This is a genomic window from uncultured Desulfosarcina sp., assembly GCF_963664155.2.
Lineage (GTDB): Bacteria > Desulfobacterota > Desulfobacteria > Desulfobacterales > Desulfosarcinaceae > Desulfosarcina.
Map to the genome: position 1 here is coordinate 532,836 of NZ_CAXXXH010000001.1, position 15,853 is coordinate 548,688.

Genomic DNA, 15,853 nt, shown 5'->3' on the forward strand with positions numbered 1-15,853 from the left:
CTCTTGAAAGGGTAACAATAAAAAGATCTATCGCCGCGGAGTGAAACGGAGGTATCCATCTGATACCGACTTAGCAGGAACGATTATCACCTTGTCATGAAACCCTGCCGCAATCAAGGAGATGCAAGCGGTGGCCTGCCGACATGGAGGCAACCTGCTGTATTGACCTATGGATTGACACGCCGGCGCCTTCTTGACATACTCGCATGCGAATAATCAGGAGGCCGACCTTTCGACAAAAAGACACCAAGGCAGCCCTGAGACAGCCGATATGTCAAACCGCCACCACGCTTGCTGCCCGATGGGAATTCGTCCGATCGATATACGATGGAATGCTTCGCAGTCACAATTCAGACCATGGAGGAAAAGGCCCGATGGAGACATTCAGGACGTACGATCCGGGTGATTATTACGATGAACTGATCGATGCCAACGGCAATCCCCGCCCCGGGTCCCAATTGCTGGTGGACAAAATCGAGTCGCTGCCCCCAGGGGATCTGGCCATGCGCCAGAGCGCAGCCGAAGCCATGCTGCTCAAAATGGGCATCACCTTCAATGTCTACGGCCGCGATGAAGGCACCGAAAAGATCATGCCATTCGACATCATCCCCCGCATCGTCTCCGGCAGCGACTGGCAGCAGATCGAAAGCGGGTTGAAGCAGCGCATCTTCGCCCTCAATGAATTTATTCAGGACGTATACAACGACAAGAAGATTCTCAAGGACAAGGTGGTTCCCGAAGACCTGGTCCTCACCAGCCGCACCTACCGCAGGGAGTGCGAGGGGTTCACTCCGCCCCGGGGAATCTGGTGCCATGTGACCGGCACCGACCTGGTGCGGGACCGCGACGGGCGCTTCTATGTGCTCGAAGACAATCTGCGCTGCCCCTCGGGCGTCTCCTATGTGCTGGAAAACCGCCAGGTGCTCAAGCGCACCTTTCCCCAGGTTTTCGAGGCATCCCGGGTGCGTCCGGTGGACGATTACCCCTCCAACCTGCTGAAGGTTCTTGAGCACCTGGCGCCGGATCACGTCCAATCGCCCACCATCGGCGTACTGACCCCCGGCATCTATAACAGCGCCTACTTCGAACACTCTTTCCTCTCTCAGCAGATGGGTGTGGAACTGGTGGAGGGCCGGGATCTGGTGGTGTCCGACGGATTCGTTCACATGCTCACCACCAAGGGCCTCAAGCGCGTGGACGTCCTCTACCGGCGTATCGACGACGATTTTATCGACCCGGAGGTGTTCCGTCCGGATTCCTTGCTGGGCGTCAAGGGGCTCATCGGCGTCTACAAGGCGGGGCGCATCGCCATGGCCAACGCACCGGGCACCGGCATCGCCGACGACAAGGTGATCTACGCCTATGTGCCCAAGATTATCAAATACTACACCGGCGAGGAGGCTGTCCTGCCCAACGTGCCCACCTACATCTGCCGGAACGACCAAGACCGGGCCTATGTACTGGGGCACCTGGATCAGCTGGTGGTCAAGGCCGCCAATGAATCCGGAGGATACGGCATGCTGGTGGGCCCCCATGCCTCTGAAGCGGAGCGGGCGGCCTTTGCCGGTAAAATAGCTGCCGAACCGCGCAACTACATGGCCCAACCCACCATTTCCCTGTCCCGGGTGCCCACCATCGTGGGCGACCGCATCGAGGGGCGCCATGTTGATCTGCGACCCTACGTACTCTTTGGCGAGGAAATCTACGTGCAGCCCGGCGGGCTGACCCGGGTGGCGTTGACCAGGGGCTCCCTGGTGGTCAACTCGTCCCAGGGAGGGGGCAGCAAGGACACCTGGGTACTATAGGAGGGAAACCCATGCTCAGCCGCGTAGCCAATTCAATCTACTGGATGTGCCGATATATCGAACGGGCCGAAAATGTGGCCCGTTTCATCAGCGTCAACCTCAACCTGCTGCTGGACATGCCGTCGGAAAAAGGCAAGCACTGGGAGCCGCTGGTAATGATCACCGGCGACCAGGACCGGTTCGAGAAAAGTAGCCCGGACTATAACCAGGAGGCGGTGATCCGGTTCCTGACCTTTGACCGGACATACCCCAATTCCATTCTTTCCTGCCTGGCGGCCGCTCGGGAAAACGGTCGGTCCATCCGCGAAATCATCTCTTCGGAAATGTGGGAGCATCTGAACAATTTCTACCTGGAACTGGCCGGCAACGGGAGCCTGACCATGGCCCTTGAGGACCCCCACAGCTTCTTCAAGATCATCCAGATGCGCAGCCACCTGTTCACCGGCCTGATGGACTCCACCATGAGCCACGGCGAGGCCTGGAACTTCGCCCGTATCGGCATGATGATGGAGCGGGCCGACAAAACGTCCCGGATACTGGACGTCAAATACTTCATGCTGCTGCCCCAGGCGGACCTGGTGAACACCCCCATCGACAACATCCAGTGGACGGCGGTGCTAAAATCCGCCAGTGCCTTCGAGATGTACCGCAAGGAACACCACCACATCACCCCCCGCAAGGTGGCCGGTTTTCTGATCTTTGACAGCGAATTCCCCCGTTCCATCCGCCATTGCATCGCCAAGGCCCAGACCTGCCTGCACCGCATCAGCGGCTCGCCGTCCGGATCGGCCAACAACCTTGCAGAAAAACGGCTGGGCCGCCTCAAGGCGGATCTGGAATACACCGACATCGATGAAGTGGTCGATCACGGCTTGCACGAGTACCTGGACGGCCTGCAGACCCGGCTCAATCAGGTGGACGGGGCTATCGGGACGACCTTCTTCAACCTCACGCCCCTGATCGAGACATCCACCAACGAGCAGTAGAAAGGACAGTCCGTGGGAATCCATGTTGCCCTGAACCACAAGACCTCGTACCGTTATGACCGGCGAATCTCCCTCTCACCCCACATCGTCAGGCTGCGGCCGGCCCCCCATTGCCGGACGCCGATTCTGAGCTACTCCATGACGGTGACCCCCAAAAACCATTTCATCAACTGGCAGCAGGACCCTTTCAGCAACTATCTGGGCCGCCTGGTGTTTCCGGAAAAAACGACCGAGTTGCAGGTGGAGGTGGATCTGGTGGCGGAGATGATCATCATCAACCCCTTCGATTTTTTCCTGGAACCCGATGCCGAAACCTTTCCCTTCTACTATGAGCCGACGCTTAAGGCGGAACTGGGACCCTATCTGGCCAAAGAACCGGCGGGCAAGGAACTCAAAGCCTACCTGGCCGGGATCGACCGCAGCGCCAGACCGACCAACAATTTTATGGTGGATCTGAACCAGCGGCTGAGCCGCGACATCCGCTATCTGATCCGCATGGAGCCCAACGTGCAGAGCTGCGAGCAGACCCTGGCCCTGGGCAGCGGGTCGTGTCGGGACTCGGCCTGGCTGCTGGTCAACATCCTGCGTCATCTGGGTCTGGCCGCCCGCTTCGCGTCCGGCTATCTGATCCAGCTTACCCAGGACGTCAAATCCCTGGACGGACCCTCCGGTCCGGAAGCCGACTTCACCGACCTGCATGCCTGGACCGAGGTCTATCTCCCCGGGGCCGGATGGGTGGGCATGGACCCCACGTCGGGACTCTTTGCCGGCGAAGGACATATTCCATTGGCCTGTTCACCGCAGCCCCGTAGCGCGGCCCCCATCACCGGCGCCCTGGACAAATGCGAGGTGGATTTCAGCCACAGCATGAGCGTTCAACGCATTTGCGAAGCACCCCGTTCCACAAAACCCTACCCGGAGGAGGTCTGGGCGGCCGTCGTTGAACTGGGGGACCGGGTGGATCGTGAGCTGACCGAGGCGGATGTGCGCCTGACCATGGGGGGAGAGCCCACCTTTGTTTCCATCGACGACATGGATGGCGACCAGTGGAACACCGGAGCCCTGGGGGAGGAGAAGCAGCAGCTGGCCGAGACCCTGCTCAAACGGCTGCGGCAGCAGTGGGCCCCCGGCGGGCTGCTGCACTATGGGCAGGGGAAATGGTACCCGGGCGAATCCCTGCCCCGCTGGGCCCTGGGCTGCTACTGGCGCCGGGACGGCCAGCCGGTGTGGTCCGACGACCGCTGGATCGCCGACGTGTCCAAAGACTATGGCTTCGGCATTGCCGAGGCCAAGGTCTTCATCGACACCCTGGCCGACACGCTGGCGGTGAGCCGGCGATACATCCGCGAAGGATACGAGGACGTCCTGTATTACCTGCACAAGGAGCAGCGGCTGCCGGTAAATGTGGATCCCACCGATCCCAGGCTGGATGATCCCGAGGCCCGCACGCGTATGGCGGGCGCCTTCCAGCGGGGGCTGGGGGCGGTGGTGGGTTACGTCCTGCCCCTGCAGCACGGCTCCTGGAAGAGCGGCCCCTGGCCGTTGCGGGGAGGGCACATGTTCCTGCTGCCCGGCGACTCCCCGGCCGGACTGCGCCTGCCTCTGGAATCTCTGCCCTGGGTTTCCAAGGCGGATTTCACCTATGACCACCCCCTGGATCCCATGGCCGACCGGGGACCGCTGCCCGAGCTTCACGAGGGCCAGCATGCTTTGCAAGGACATCCGCCGGAACGGGTGGGTGAAGGCGTGCGCACCCAGCCCAAGCCTTTTACCGAACCGGCCCCGGCGGTCGGCGAATCCGCCGCCTGGGTGGTCCGTACGGCCTTGTGCGTTCAACCCCGCGAGGGCCGCCTGTATGTGTTCATGCCGCCGATTGTCTCCCTGGAAGGGTACCTGGAGCTGTTGGCCGCCATTGAGGCCACGGCCGCAAAGACGGGATTGCCGGTGCTGATCGAAGGCTACACCCCGCCCTATGACCCGCGCCTGGACAGTTTCAAGATCACGCCCGACCCCGGGGTTATCGAGGTGAACATCCAGCCCATGCACAGCTGGCGGGAGATGGTCGACAGCACCACCGCACTTTACGAAACAGCCCGCCAGACCCGCCTGGGCAGCGAAAAGTTTTTGGTTGACGGCCGCCACACCGGAACCGGCGGCGGCAACCACATCGTCCTCGGCGGTGCGACCCCGGCGGACAGCCCCTTTCTGCGGCGGCCAGACCTGCTGCGCAGCTTCGTTTCCTTCTGGAACAACCACCCGTCCCTTTCGTTCCTTTTTTCCGGCCTTTTCATCGGCCCCACCAGCCAGCAGCCGCGTATCGACGAAGCCCGGAACGACAGCCTCTATGAACTGGAGATCGCCTTTGCCGAGCTGGACCGGCAAACGGGTCCGGACCGTCCATGTCCGCCGTGGCTGGTGGACCGTCTGTTCCGCCACCTGCTGGTGGACGTCACCGGCAACACCCACCGCGCCGAGTTCTGCATCGACAAGCTCTACTCCCCGGACAGCGCCGCCGGCAGGTTGGGGCTGCTGGAATTCCGTGCCTTCGAGATGCCGCCCCACGCCCGCATGAGCCTGGCCCAGCAGCTGCTCCTGCGGACGTTTGTGGCCTGGTTCTGGCAAACTCCTTACCGCCGGGAGCTGGTGCGCTGGGGCACGCGGCTCCACGACCGTTTCATGCTGCCCCAGCCGCTGAACGATGATTTCGCAGACGTGCTGAAGACGCTGAACCGGTCCGGCTTTCCGGTATCCATGGATTTTTTCCACCCCCATTTCGAGTTTCGCTTCCCGATCCACGGAAAAGTGGATTGCCAGGGCATGGAGATCGAGCTGCGCCAAGCCCTGGAGCCCTGGCATGTGCTGGGCGAGGAGCCCGGCGGCGGGGGGACCGCCCGCTACGTGGACTCGTCGGTCGAACGGCTTCAGGTCAAGGTTTCCGGCATGACCGGGAAACGCCATATCGTAGTCTGCAACGGGAGGCGGGTGCCCCTGCAGCCGACCCGCATGGAAGGCGTTTTCGTGGCCGGCATCCGTTATCGGGCCTGGCAGCCGCCGTCCTGCCTGCACCCTACTATCGGCGTGCACACCCCTTTGACCATCGATCTTTTCGACACCTGGTCCGGTCGGTCCATCGGCGGCTGCACCTACCATGTGGGCCATCCGGGAGGACGCCACTATGACGTGTTTCCGGTTAACGCTTACGAAGCCGAAGGACGGCGTAACGCACGCTTCGTTCCCGGCGGTCACAGTCCCGGCATACCTGCCGAGGTGCCGGTCGAGGAAGCCAATCCCTATTTCCCGTATACTCTTGATTTGCGTCGGTGAACGGAGTAAATCGGCTCCGGGCGGCCTATGGCGACGCCCGTGAACCGCAACACGAGGCATGAGTGGTATGATCAACCCGGAACTCAACCGCCCGGAGGCATCCCAGGCTGCACCGGCATCCCTGTTCGATACGATTGTATTTCCCGGCAATGCCCATTGTGAGGCGTTTTCCTCGCCGACACAACCCCGCGAACACTGGCAGCCGCTGATCACGGCGTTGGACGCCACGGGGGCCGAGATGCTCAACCTCAGGCAGGACCGGGTCAGGCGCATGCGCCATGAGGACGGGGCCACCTACAACCCCTTCGACGACCCCACCGGAAAGGGAACCCCCTGGTCCCTGGAAATGATCCCGCTGCCCATCACCGCAGGGGAATGGGCAGGACTGGAAGCCGGCCTGGCCCAGCGGGCGCGGCTGCTCGAAAAGATTTTGGCGGACATCTATGGTCCCCAGCGCCTGCTCAAGGAGGGATGGATTCCCTCCGAGCTGATTTTTGCCAACTCCAACTTCCTGCGGCCATGCCACGGCATTCAACCCGCCGGCAGCCGGTTCCTGACCTATTACGCAGCCGACCTCTACCGGGGAGCGGACGGTCGTTTCCGGGTGTTTCGGGATTACGGCGGCAACCCGGCCGGCCTGGGTTATGCCCTGGAAAACCGCATCGTCATCTCGCGGGTCTTTCCCGAGTTGTACCACCAGACCCAGATTCGGCGGTTGGCGCCTTTCTTCCACACCTTTCACCACAGCCTGATTCAGCGGGCCTCCCTCCGGCGCGATGATCCCGGCATCGTCCTGCTCTCTCCGGGGCCGGACAGCCGCATCTACTTCGAGCACGCCCTGCTTTCCCGTTACCTGGGCTACCCGCTGGTGGAGGGCCAGGATCTGACCGTGCGCAACGGCAAGGTGTTCCTCAAAAAACTGGCTGGACTGGAGCCGGTGGAGGCGATCATCCGGCTTACCTCGGACGACAGCAGCGATCCTTTCGCCCTGCGGCGGGAGACGGCGACCGGTGTGGCCGGACTCATCCAGGTCTCCCGGGAGCAGAATATCGACATCGTCAACCCCATCGGCAGCGGATTCGTGGACACGCCGGTCCTGTCGGTTTTCCTGCCCGAGCTCTGCCAACGGCTGACGGGAGAAAACCTGCTGTTGGAAAACCACCCGGCGTGGTGGTGCGGGACCGCCGATGGACGGGACTATGTGTTGGCCAATCTGGAATCATTGATCGTGGGCCCGGCCATGGACCGCTCGACGCCACCCCCTCTGCCGACCGAACGGATGGCGGCGATCCAGGCCTCGCCCTACACCTTCATGGCCCGGGAGCCGGTCCGCCCCTCGGTGGTCCCGGCCTGGGACCGCAGCAGCATCAATTCCCGCAACATGCTGTTGCGGGTCTTTGCCTGCGCCACCGACGAAGGGTTCACCGTCATGCCGGGCGGCCTGGCCATCACCGCTGCGGATGTGGATACCCTGATCGGCGGGAGTCCGGAACATCAGCAGAGCAAAGATATCTGGGTATTGTCCGACCAGCCGGTGGAACCCTTCAGCCTGATGGGCGGACTCCAGGCAGTGGCCGAGTTCCGGCGCAGCAGCGATCTGCCCAGCCGGGTGGCCGACCACCTGCTGTGGCTGGGGCGCTACCTGGAGCGGGCCGAGGGCCTGGTCCGGCTCCTGCGATCCGTCTTCCGCCGGCTTTCCGGTGAAGCCCGGCCGGGAGATATCCCCGAACTGCTGTTTCTGCTGAACCTGCTCAGGGCGGACCGCATTTTTCCCCCGGCTGCCGACGATGGTGTCGATATCCCGCGCTACCGGGAATTATCGGCCCACCTGAATGCCGCCCTTTACGATAAGGACCGGCCCGAAAGCGTGGTCGCCATCCTCAAGCGGGTGCAGGACGCCGCCCGCAATGTACGCGACCGGCTCTCCCTGGATTCCTGGCGGGTGATCAACCGGCTGGAAGACTTTGCCGACAATCCGGCCAGCGACCCGCTGGAACTGCTGGACGACACGCTGTTTACGCTGAGCGCCTTCAGCGGACTGGCCATGGAGAGCATGACCCGCGGGCTGGGGTGGCGCTTCATGGACATGGGACGGCGGGTGGAGCGTGCCATGAATCAGGCCGGCCTGATCCGTATCGGCCTGCCCCAGGTGTGCGGCGAATTTCGCAGCGCCCTGGAGGCGCTGCTGGAAGTGGCTGACAGCATCATGACCTACCGGGCACGCTACCGGTCGGCCTATCAGTTGCCGCCGGTGCTGGACCTGTTGATCGTGGACGAAAGCAACCCCAAATCCCTGGCCTTCCAGTTCAGCCAGCTGGTTGCCCACGTGGAGCACCTGCCCCGACAGAACGACCGCCGCTTCGCCAGCCCGGAAGAGCGTTTGGCGCTGGAGATGCTCACCGCCGTTCGGCTGCTGGATCTCACCGGCCTGCGCTGCAGCAAAGGGGTTGCCCAAACGGGCGCGTTGGCGGATTTTCTCGATCTCGTGGATGTCCGCCTCAAGGATTTTGCCCAGCAGATCAGCGCCCACTACTTGACCCGGGTTCAGGCAACGCCCCATTACTCCACGATCCCCGGCGATCGCCAGCCATGAGGTATTGCATCACCCACAAAACGGCCTACCGCTATTCGGAACCGGCCTCCCTGTCCCAGAACGAACTGTTCCTGCACCCTCGCGAGACCGTCTCCCAGCGGGTGATTCAAAGCCGATTGACCATCGTACCGGAGCCCCAATACCTGCACCAGCGAACGGATTACTTCGGCAACATCGCCCATGTATTCATGGTGCAGCAACCTCACGAGGAGTTGGCCATGAGCACCGTCAGCAGGGTGGAAACATCCCTGCCGGTCACGCCGGCAGCGGCAGGTACGCCCCCTTGGGAAACTGTGGCCCGGCGACTGGCCGCCCATGCATCGCCGGCAGAACTCGAGGCCAACCAGTTCGTCTTTGTCAGTCCGCTGATCGCGATCAGCCCCGCGGCGGCAGCCTATGCGCACCCATCCTTCCCCCCGGGCACACCCGTGCTGACCGGAGCCCTGGATCTGGTGCATCGGATCTTCACGGAGTTCACCTACGACAAGTCGGCCACCACCGTGGACACCACCGTGGACCAGGTACTGGCCGACCGTAAAGGAGTCTGCCAGGATTTCGCCCATGTGGCCATCAGTTGCCTGCGTGCCCTGGGGCTGGCGGCCCGCTACGTCAGCGGCTATCTGGAAACGAAACCGCCGCCGGGAAAACCCAGGCTGGTCGGCGCAGACGCCTCCCATGCCTGGATATCCCTGTTCGTTCCGGATGCGGGCTGGGTGGACCTGGACCCCACCAACAACCTGATTGCCGGTGAAAGCCACATCACCGTTGCCTGGGGGCGGGACTACGGCGACGTCACCCCGGTCAAAGGAGTGGTCATGGGCGGCGGCGTGCACATGCTGTCTGTGACGGTAGATGTAGAAGCGCAAGCATAACCGGCTGAAATACAAAAACCACGGAGGGCCTCATGCGACAAACCTATTCCCTTGTAATCGTAAGCCTGCTGCTTTTGCTTTGCCCCGAAACCGTCCTCGGCGACGCAGCACCCGTCAGCGATGCCACGCAGGAGTGTCTGGGTTGCCACGCCATCTATCATCCGGGCATCGTTGCGGACTGGCAGAAGAGCCGCCATGCGATGGTCACGCCCAAAACAGCCATGACCGTCGACGAGATACAGCGACGCATGTCCGGCAGCAAAGTGCCCGAGGCGCTCCTGGCAACCAGCGTGGGGTGTGCCGAGTGCCATACCCTGAGGAGTGGGTCCCATGCAGATACTTTCGAACACAACGGCTACGAAATCCATGTGGTGGTCAGCCCGGACGACTGCGCCACCTGTCACACCACCGAGCGCGAGCAGTATTCCAAAAACATCATGGCCATGGCCGAGAAGAACCTGTCTGAAAACAGGCTTTACAACGATCTGCAGCGCAGCATTTTAGGGGCAGCGGAAGTAAAACCGGATCGGGTTCATTTTACACCGGCCAATGACATGACCCGGGCGGATGCCTGTTACTACTGCCATGGCACCCGGTTGCAGGTGACCGGTACCGAGGCCCGCGACACCGATGCCGGAGAGCTGGAATTCCCCGTGATCGCCGGCTGGCCCAACCAGGGTGTGGGCCGCGTCAATTTAGACGGCAGCCGGGGCGCCTGCTCGGCCTGCCACACCCGCCATCGGTTTTCCATCGAAATGGCCCGAAAGCCTTATACCTGCAAGGAGTGCCATGTGGGTCCGGATGTACCGGCGTTTAAGGTCTATTCCGCCAGCAAGCACGGCAATATCTTCTCTTCCATGAATAACGGGTGGGACTTCAACAAGGTTCCGTGGGTCATCGGAGAAGACATCCAGGCACCCACCTGTGCGACCTGCCACATCAGCCTAACGGTGAATACCGACGGTGATGTGGTCAACCCGCGCACCCACCAGATGAGCGATCGGCTGGGCTGGCGGATCTTTGGCCTGGTTTTCGCCCACCCCCAGCCCAAATCGCCGGACACCACCATCATTCGAAACAAGGCCGGACTGCCCCTTCCCACCGACCTGGACGGCGGTTTTGCCGCCGATTACCTGATATCCGCAGACGAGGCCGCCGCCCGACGGGCAACCATGCGGCGCACCTGCCTGGCGTGTCACGACACCTCATGGGTGCAGGGCTATTTTCAACGCCTGGACAACACCATCGCCACATCCAACCAGGCCGTGCAGACGGCCACGCAGATGATGGCATCAATCTGGGGAAAAGACTACGCGCATGGTCTGGCAGCCAACGGCAGCATTTTCGATGAGTACATCGAACGCCGCTGGAGCGACATCTGGCTGCTCTACGCCAACAACATCCGGTTTGTGTCGGCCATGGCGGGCGGCGGGGATTACGGTGTATTTGAAGATGGCCGCTACCACCTGACCAAGGCCATCATGGAGATGAATGACTGGCAGCAGACCCGCGATCTGATCATGAAAAAACCATAGATTTAACCGGGTCTTTGCCCTGGAAACCAAGGGTAACCGTGGCAAGTCCCCTGGTCCTGAAGTGATTACCTTCCGCCGACCCTGCGGCTGAAAGCCGCAACCTTTTCAATGTAGGCGCGGATGTCGCATTTGCGTTCGAGACCGGATGCGGCCATGTAGCGCACCTTGCCGAAAATCCCACGCTCGAACCATGCCCGGTCGTGCAGGCCGAAGACCCAGCCCACGCCGGCGTATGAGTTCGGGTCCCGGCCATCGAGGAAGTATCGGTTGTTCAGCGCAAGTGAAGTTTCAAAAGCTTGCATCGGCGTCGGCGACCACTCGATGATCTTCTTTCCCCAGTACATGCGCATATAGCTGTGCATGAAACCGGTGTCGCGCATTTCCGCCATGGCGGCATTCCAGTAAGGATCGTGGGTGTTGGCCGCCTCCAGCGCTTGCCGGTCGTAAACGATCTCGCGCCGGTCGGCGGCGTGTTCCGCCAACGTTCTTTGCGCCCAGGCCGGCAGGCAGCGGTACTGGTCATAGTCCGACGTGTAGTGGACGAAATTGGCCGCCAGTTCCCGGCGTACGATCAACTCCTCCAGATAAGCGGCGCGGTCCGCTGGTGAGCCAGTGGGTGCATCGGCGATCTGCAAGGCCAGGAACACCGGCGAGATCTGCCCGAAGTGCAGGTAGGGGCTCATGTGGGAGATGTCGTCGGTCTGGGGCTGGTTACGATTGGCTTCATAATGGTGCAACCGCTGGGCGATAAATCGGCGCAGCCGCTTCTTGGCTTCCCCCGGGCCGCCCTTGAAAAAGGGCGTCACGGCCGGAACCGACCTGTCTATAGCGAGGCCTTCCAGGATCGGGTCGATGGCCCCAAGGTCCAGGCTTTCCATTCCGCTATCGATGGATGCGCGTTTAGGCCGGTACCGGGGACAGGGCACCAGGAACCGCTCCAGGTCCTTGTGGATCTTGGGGCGGATGGTGCGGGCCGCATACTCAGCCTTGGGGGATACCGTGGCCACCGGCACCACCACATCACCTTCCACGGCGATAGCCCGGCAAGGGGCGGATGCTGCCAACGCCTGGCGCCATCCGCGCTGATGGCGGGTGTAGCCCACATCGCAGACCAGCAGGGCCGACCGGTCCATCAGCGGGCCGATCGCCGTGGCGGGGTCGCCTTTGCGCACCACCATGCCGATGCGGCGTCCGGCCAACTGGCGACGGGTTTCAGCCAGCCCCTCCAGCATAAAGCGGTAATGGCGCAGGTTGGCCTCCGGGTAGCTGTCGGTCAGCGCAAAAGCCACCAGAACGGGCAGGTCCAGAAGGTTGGCCTGGGAGATGGCGTATTCCAGGGCCGGGTTGTAATGGGCCCGCTGGGACTGCTGCATCCAGTAGAGCACCCAATCTCCTTTTTGTACGGCATTCCGGTTGAGAATGCTGATGCGCTCCGGTTCAATGCCCATGGGTCTTGAATTCCTTTCCCGGCTCTGGTTTGGCGGGTAAAATGAGTGAATGCATTTGAAGGTTTCCGACCGGCATGCCTCCTGCTTTGCCGCGTTCATGGCCCCCCTTATGTGAATGGGTTTGACATGGGGGCTGAGCCCAAGGTAATCCTATGATATTCGGATCATTGATGAAACTACAAGGGAAATTCTGATATCGAACAACCCCCTAAGTTTTCCGGGACTCGAATGGAACGGTCCTTTGATTAAAAAATAGCCGGGAGATCCGGAGCGCAACCAGCTTCCGTCCACTCATCAGGGATTCAACGTGAGTTAAAGGCTGACAGCAGAGTTGAATCGCAGACGCATTACCGGTAGATTCAGTAATTGATCAGGAAAGCCTAACCATCCGAAGGATTCACCCATGCCAAAGGGATCTGACAGCACCGAACCGATCATATCTGAAATTGAATCATTGCGCCGAGAGGTCGCCAGATTGAAAGGCATTGAGCAACGCTGCAATCAGGCCGAGGCGGCACTCAAGGCCATTGAGGAAAGAAACCGGCTCCTGGGCGACAGCGCCCCGCTGGGGATATTCACCATCGATAACCAGGGCAGGATCACCGGTATCAACCGCAAAATGATAGACATGTTTTCCTGGACGATGGTCGACAACCCGGCATCGATCAATCTGTTCGACCGGCATACCTTGGCTGGATCAGGGATTGTTGCCGATATTCAGCGCTGCATCGCCCAACGGAAATCGGTTGTCGCCGAACATCCCTACATTGACCCCCAGGGGTCCTGCATCCATTTGCGCTACTATCTCAGCCCTATACCGGGAAACGATGTCGCCGCTAGCGGTGTGATGGCCATTGTTGAAGACAATACCGACCTGAAAAGGACGGAAGAGGCGCTCAGGGAAAGCGAGAAACGCTATCGCCAGTTGTTCCAATCGGCACCCTTCGCCCTGATCGAATGGGATGTCTCCCTTCTGAAGGTCTATCTTGAAGAACTGCGAACATCCGAGGTCACTGACTTCAGAGAATACCTGGGACAAAATCCCCAGCAGGTACACCATTGCTGGTCGTTGATAAAGACCGTTGACTATAATCAGGCCTTTTTAAAACTGATGGGTGTTGCCGACAGCGCCGGACCGATCGATGCTTTTATTCCAACGGACGCAAAGGGTTTTTTGAGGATGGCCCGGGAGATCATCCTGGTGGCTGCGGCAGGGAACACGGCGGAAGAACGGGAAGAGACCATCGTGACGACAACCGGCGAGCCCAAAATCGTTTTGGGAAAATCATTGGTTGTCTCCGGCCACGAGGATACCCTGGCACGGGTGGCGATTGCCATGGTGGACATCTCCCAGCGCAAAAAAGCGGAAGAGGCGTTGCGGAAGAGCGAGCAGCGATTCAGGGATCAGGCCTTTCGGGATGGCTTGACCGGTCTTTACAACCAGCGCTACCTATACCAGTCTCTCACCGAATGGATTGAACGTGCGCAAACCACCGACACTCCGATTTCAATAATATTCATGGACCTGGACCATTTCAAAAAGATCGTGGACACCCATGGCCACCTCAACGGCAGTCGGGCCATCCGGAAAGTAGCAGGTACCATCGGCAATTGCCTGGAAGAACCGGCTTTTGCCGTGGCCTATGCGGGGGACGAGTTTGTGGTGGTCCTGCCGGGGATGGATCAGCCCCAGGCGCTGCAAAAAGCTTCCGAGATCCGTGCCAGCGTGAAGAATACGGTCTATGTCCTGGACCAGGGCATCGAGGTCCGGCTGCGGGCCAGTTTCGGAATAGCAACCTTTCCGCAGCATGCCACGGACTTGAACGGTCTGATTGCCGCCGCCGACCATGCCCTGTTCGCCATCAAGGAGGCCGGCAAAGACGCCGTTGGCCAGTTTCATTGATAAATCTATAATATGTTGACATAAAGAAGATTCTCAACGAGCAAGAGGCATCTGTCGGACGCGGTTCCCTGGCCGCAGTTCCCAAGCGTCATTTGGAGGAAAAAAAATGGATCAGCCGGATCGTTACCAACGAGGCTGGGAAAAACTTAAAGAAGTTGACGGGGAAGCCGGCGAAAGGGTCGTCGACAGCCTGAAAGATATCGCACCGGACTTTGCCCGGTTGCTGATCGAGTTTCCTTTCGGGGATATCTATTCACGTCCCGGCCTCGATCTTAAATCTCGTGAAATCGCTGTTGTTGCCGCACTGACAGCCCTGGGCAATGCACTTCCTCAATTGAAGGTTCATATCCATGGGGCGCTGAACGTTGGCTGCACCCGGCAGGAGGTTATTGAGGTAATCATGCAAATGGCTGTCTATGCCGGGTTTCCTTCAGCGCTTAACGGGCTGTTTGCTGCAAAAGAAGTTTTTAAAGAACGTGACGATGCGGGTAAAAGTTAGCCGGGATATCAGGATCGAGCCCATGCAAGAGATAGATGAGAAGCACAGGCGCTTTTTTAAACCGCTATTGCTGGTTCTGGTCTTTGCACTTGTATTTTTAATCGGGTGGCTTCGCTTTTTGACAGGCCCCGAATATGCCTTTTCGTTTTTATATCTCCTGCCGATAATCACCGTCACCTGGCTGGTCGGGATACACTGGGGAATACTGACATCGGTTGTGAGCACCTTTTCCTGGCTTCTGGCCGACCTGTCCATGATCGATCGTTTTTCAATTTCCTTCATTCCCCTGGTCAATGAATCCTTCAGGCTCATGGTCTTTCTGTTTGTCGTCTTGATGATCGCCAGGCAAAAAAACATCCTGGAGACCCAGAAGGAACTGGCCATGATGGATCCGTTGACAGGCGTGGCCAACCGGCGGGCGTTTCTCCTATTGGCCAAACCGGAAATCGACCGATCACGCAGATACCAAGACCCTTTTTCGGTAATGGTCATCGACATCGACAATTTCAAACAGATAAACGATCATTTCGGGCACCACACGGGTGATCGCCTGCTGACTATGGTGGTCGAAACCATCAGACACCATCTGCGCGCCATCGATATCGTCGCTCGATTCGGAGGAGACGAATTTGTGGTCCTGCTGGTTAAATCAGATGAAAAATCCGCTGCCCTGGTTGCCCGGAAGCTTCAAAAACAGCTCCTGGGCATCATGCAAAAAAACCAGTGGGGAGTAACCTTCAGCATCGGTGTGGCGACCTATCACTCGGCGCCCGACAGCGTCGACGAGACCATCAAGGCCGCAGACGAATTGATGTATCACGTCAAGCACAATGGCAAAAACAATATCAGGCAGGCGGTGCTAAAAGCCTGAAACGGGAGACCCGGTTC

The 15,853-nt window shown here is 60.1% G+C and carries 10 protein-coding genes; 9 read left to right on the forward strand and 1 reads right to left on the reverse strand.

The annotated features are described in order from the left end of the window. Positions 1 to 374 precede the first annotated feature (374 nt). The 6 genes from ACHZBS_RS02500 to ACHZBS_RS02525 all read left to right on the forward strand — a co-directional run bounded on the left by ACHZBS_RS02500 (position 375) and on the right by ACHZBS_RS02525 (position 11,115). The gene (locus ACHZBS_RS02500) at positions 375 to 1,805 is read left to right on the forward strand and encodes a circularly permuted type 2 ATP-grasp protein (RefSeq protein WP_319404951.1); all 1,431 of its coding nucleotides are present in this window, start codon (positions 375 to 377) and stop codon (positions 1,803 to 1,805) included. 11 nt (positions 1,806 to 1,816) lie between these two features. Beyond that, entirely contained in the window at positions 1,817 to 2,791 is a 975-nt protein-coding gene (locus ACHZBS_RS02505; protein ID WP_319404952.1) for an alpha-E domain-containing protein, read from the forward strand. A 12-nt stretch (positions 2,792 to 2,803) separates the two neighbouring features. Beyond that, the gene (locus tag ACHZBS_RS02510; protein WP_319404953.1) at positions 2,804 to 6,115 is read left to right on the forward strand and encodes a transglutaminase family protein; all 3,312 of its coding nucleotides are present in this window, start codon (positions 2,804 to 2,806) and stop codon (positions 6,113 to 6,115) included. A 67-nt stretch (positions 6,116 to 6,182) separates the two neighbouring features. Next, entirely contained in the window at positions 6,183 to 8,708 is a 2,526-nt protein-coding gene (locus tag ACHZBS_RS02515) for a circularly permuted type 2 ATP-grasp protein (RefSeq protein WP_394707959.1), read from the forward strand. Next, positions 8,705 to 9,580: a transglutaminase family protein gene (locus ACHZBS_RS02520; protein WP_319404955.1), complete on the forward strand. Its 876-nt coding sequence runs from the start codon at positions 8,705 to 8,707 to the stop codon at positions 9,578 to 9,580. The genes ACHZBS_RS02515 and ACHZBS_RS02520 overlap by 4 nt, the downstream gene beginning before the upstream one ends. Positions 9,581 to 9,612: 32 nt before the next feature. Further along, positions 9,613 to 11,115, forward strand: a complete 1,503-nt coding sequence (locus ACHZBS_RS02525; protein WP_319404956.1) for a multiheme c-type cytochrome — start codon at positions 9,613 to 9,615, stop codon at positions 11,113 to 11,115. Between the two features lie 65 nt (positions 11,116 to 11,180). Here ACHZBS_RS02525 and ACHZBS_RS02530 read toward each other — a convergent pair whose 3' ends face one another. Then, on the reverse strand, positions 11,181 to 12,563 hold the full coding sequence (locus ACHZBS_RS02530) for a deoxyribodipyrimidine photo-lyase (RefSeq protein ID WP_319404957.1): 1,383 nt from the start codon (positions 12,561 to 12,563) through the stop codon (positions 11,181 to 11,183). Positions 12,564 to 12,966: 403 nt separating this feature from the next. Between ACHZBS_RS02530 and ACHZBS_RS02535 the strand changes: the two genes are divergently transcribed. The 3 genes from ACHZBS_RS02535 to ACHZBS_RS02545 all read left to right on the forward strand — a co-directional run bounded on the left by ACHZBS_RS02535 (position 12,967) and on the right by ACHZBS_RS02545 (position 15,836). Next, positions 12,967 to 14,466 (forward strand): diguanylate cyclase, encoded by a 1,500-nt coding sequence (locus ACHZBS_RS02535; protein ID WP_319404958.1) that lies wholly within the window; start codon positions 12,967 to 12,969, stop codon positions 14,464 to 14,466. Between the two features lie 106 nt (positions 14,467 to 14,572). After that, complete coding sequence (locus ACHZBS_RS02540) at positions 14,573 to 14,965, forward strand: carboxymuconolactone decarboxylase family protein (RefSeq protein WP_319404959.1); 393 nt, start codon at positions 14,573 to 14,575, stop codon at positions 14,963 to 14,965. 22 nt (positions 14,966 to 14,987) lie between these two features. Beyond that, positions 14,988 to 15,836, forward strand: a complete 849-nt coding sequence (locus ACHZBS_RS02545) for a GGDEF domain-containing protein (protein ID WP_319404960.1) — start codon at positions 14,988 to 14,990, stop codon at positions 15,834 to 15,836. Positions 15,837 to 15,853: the final 17 nt, after the last annotated feature.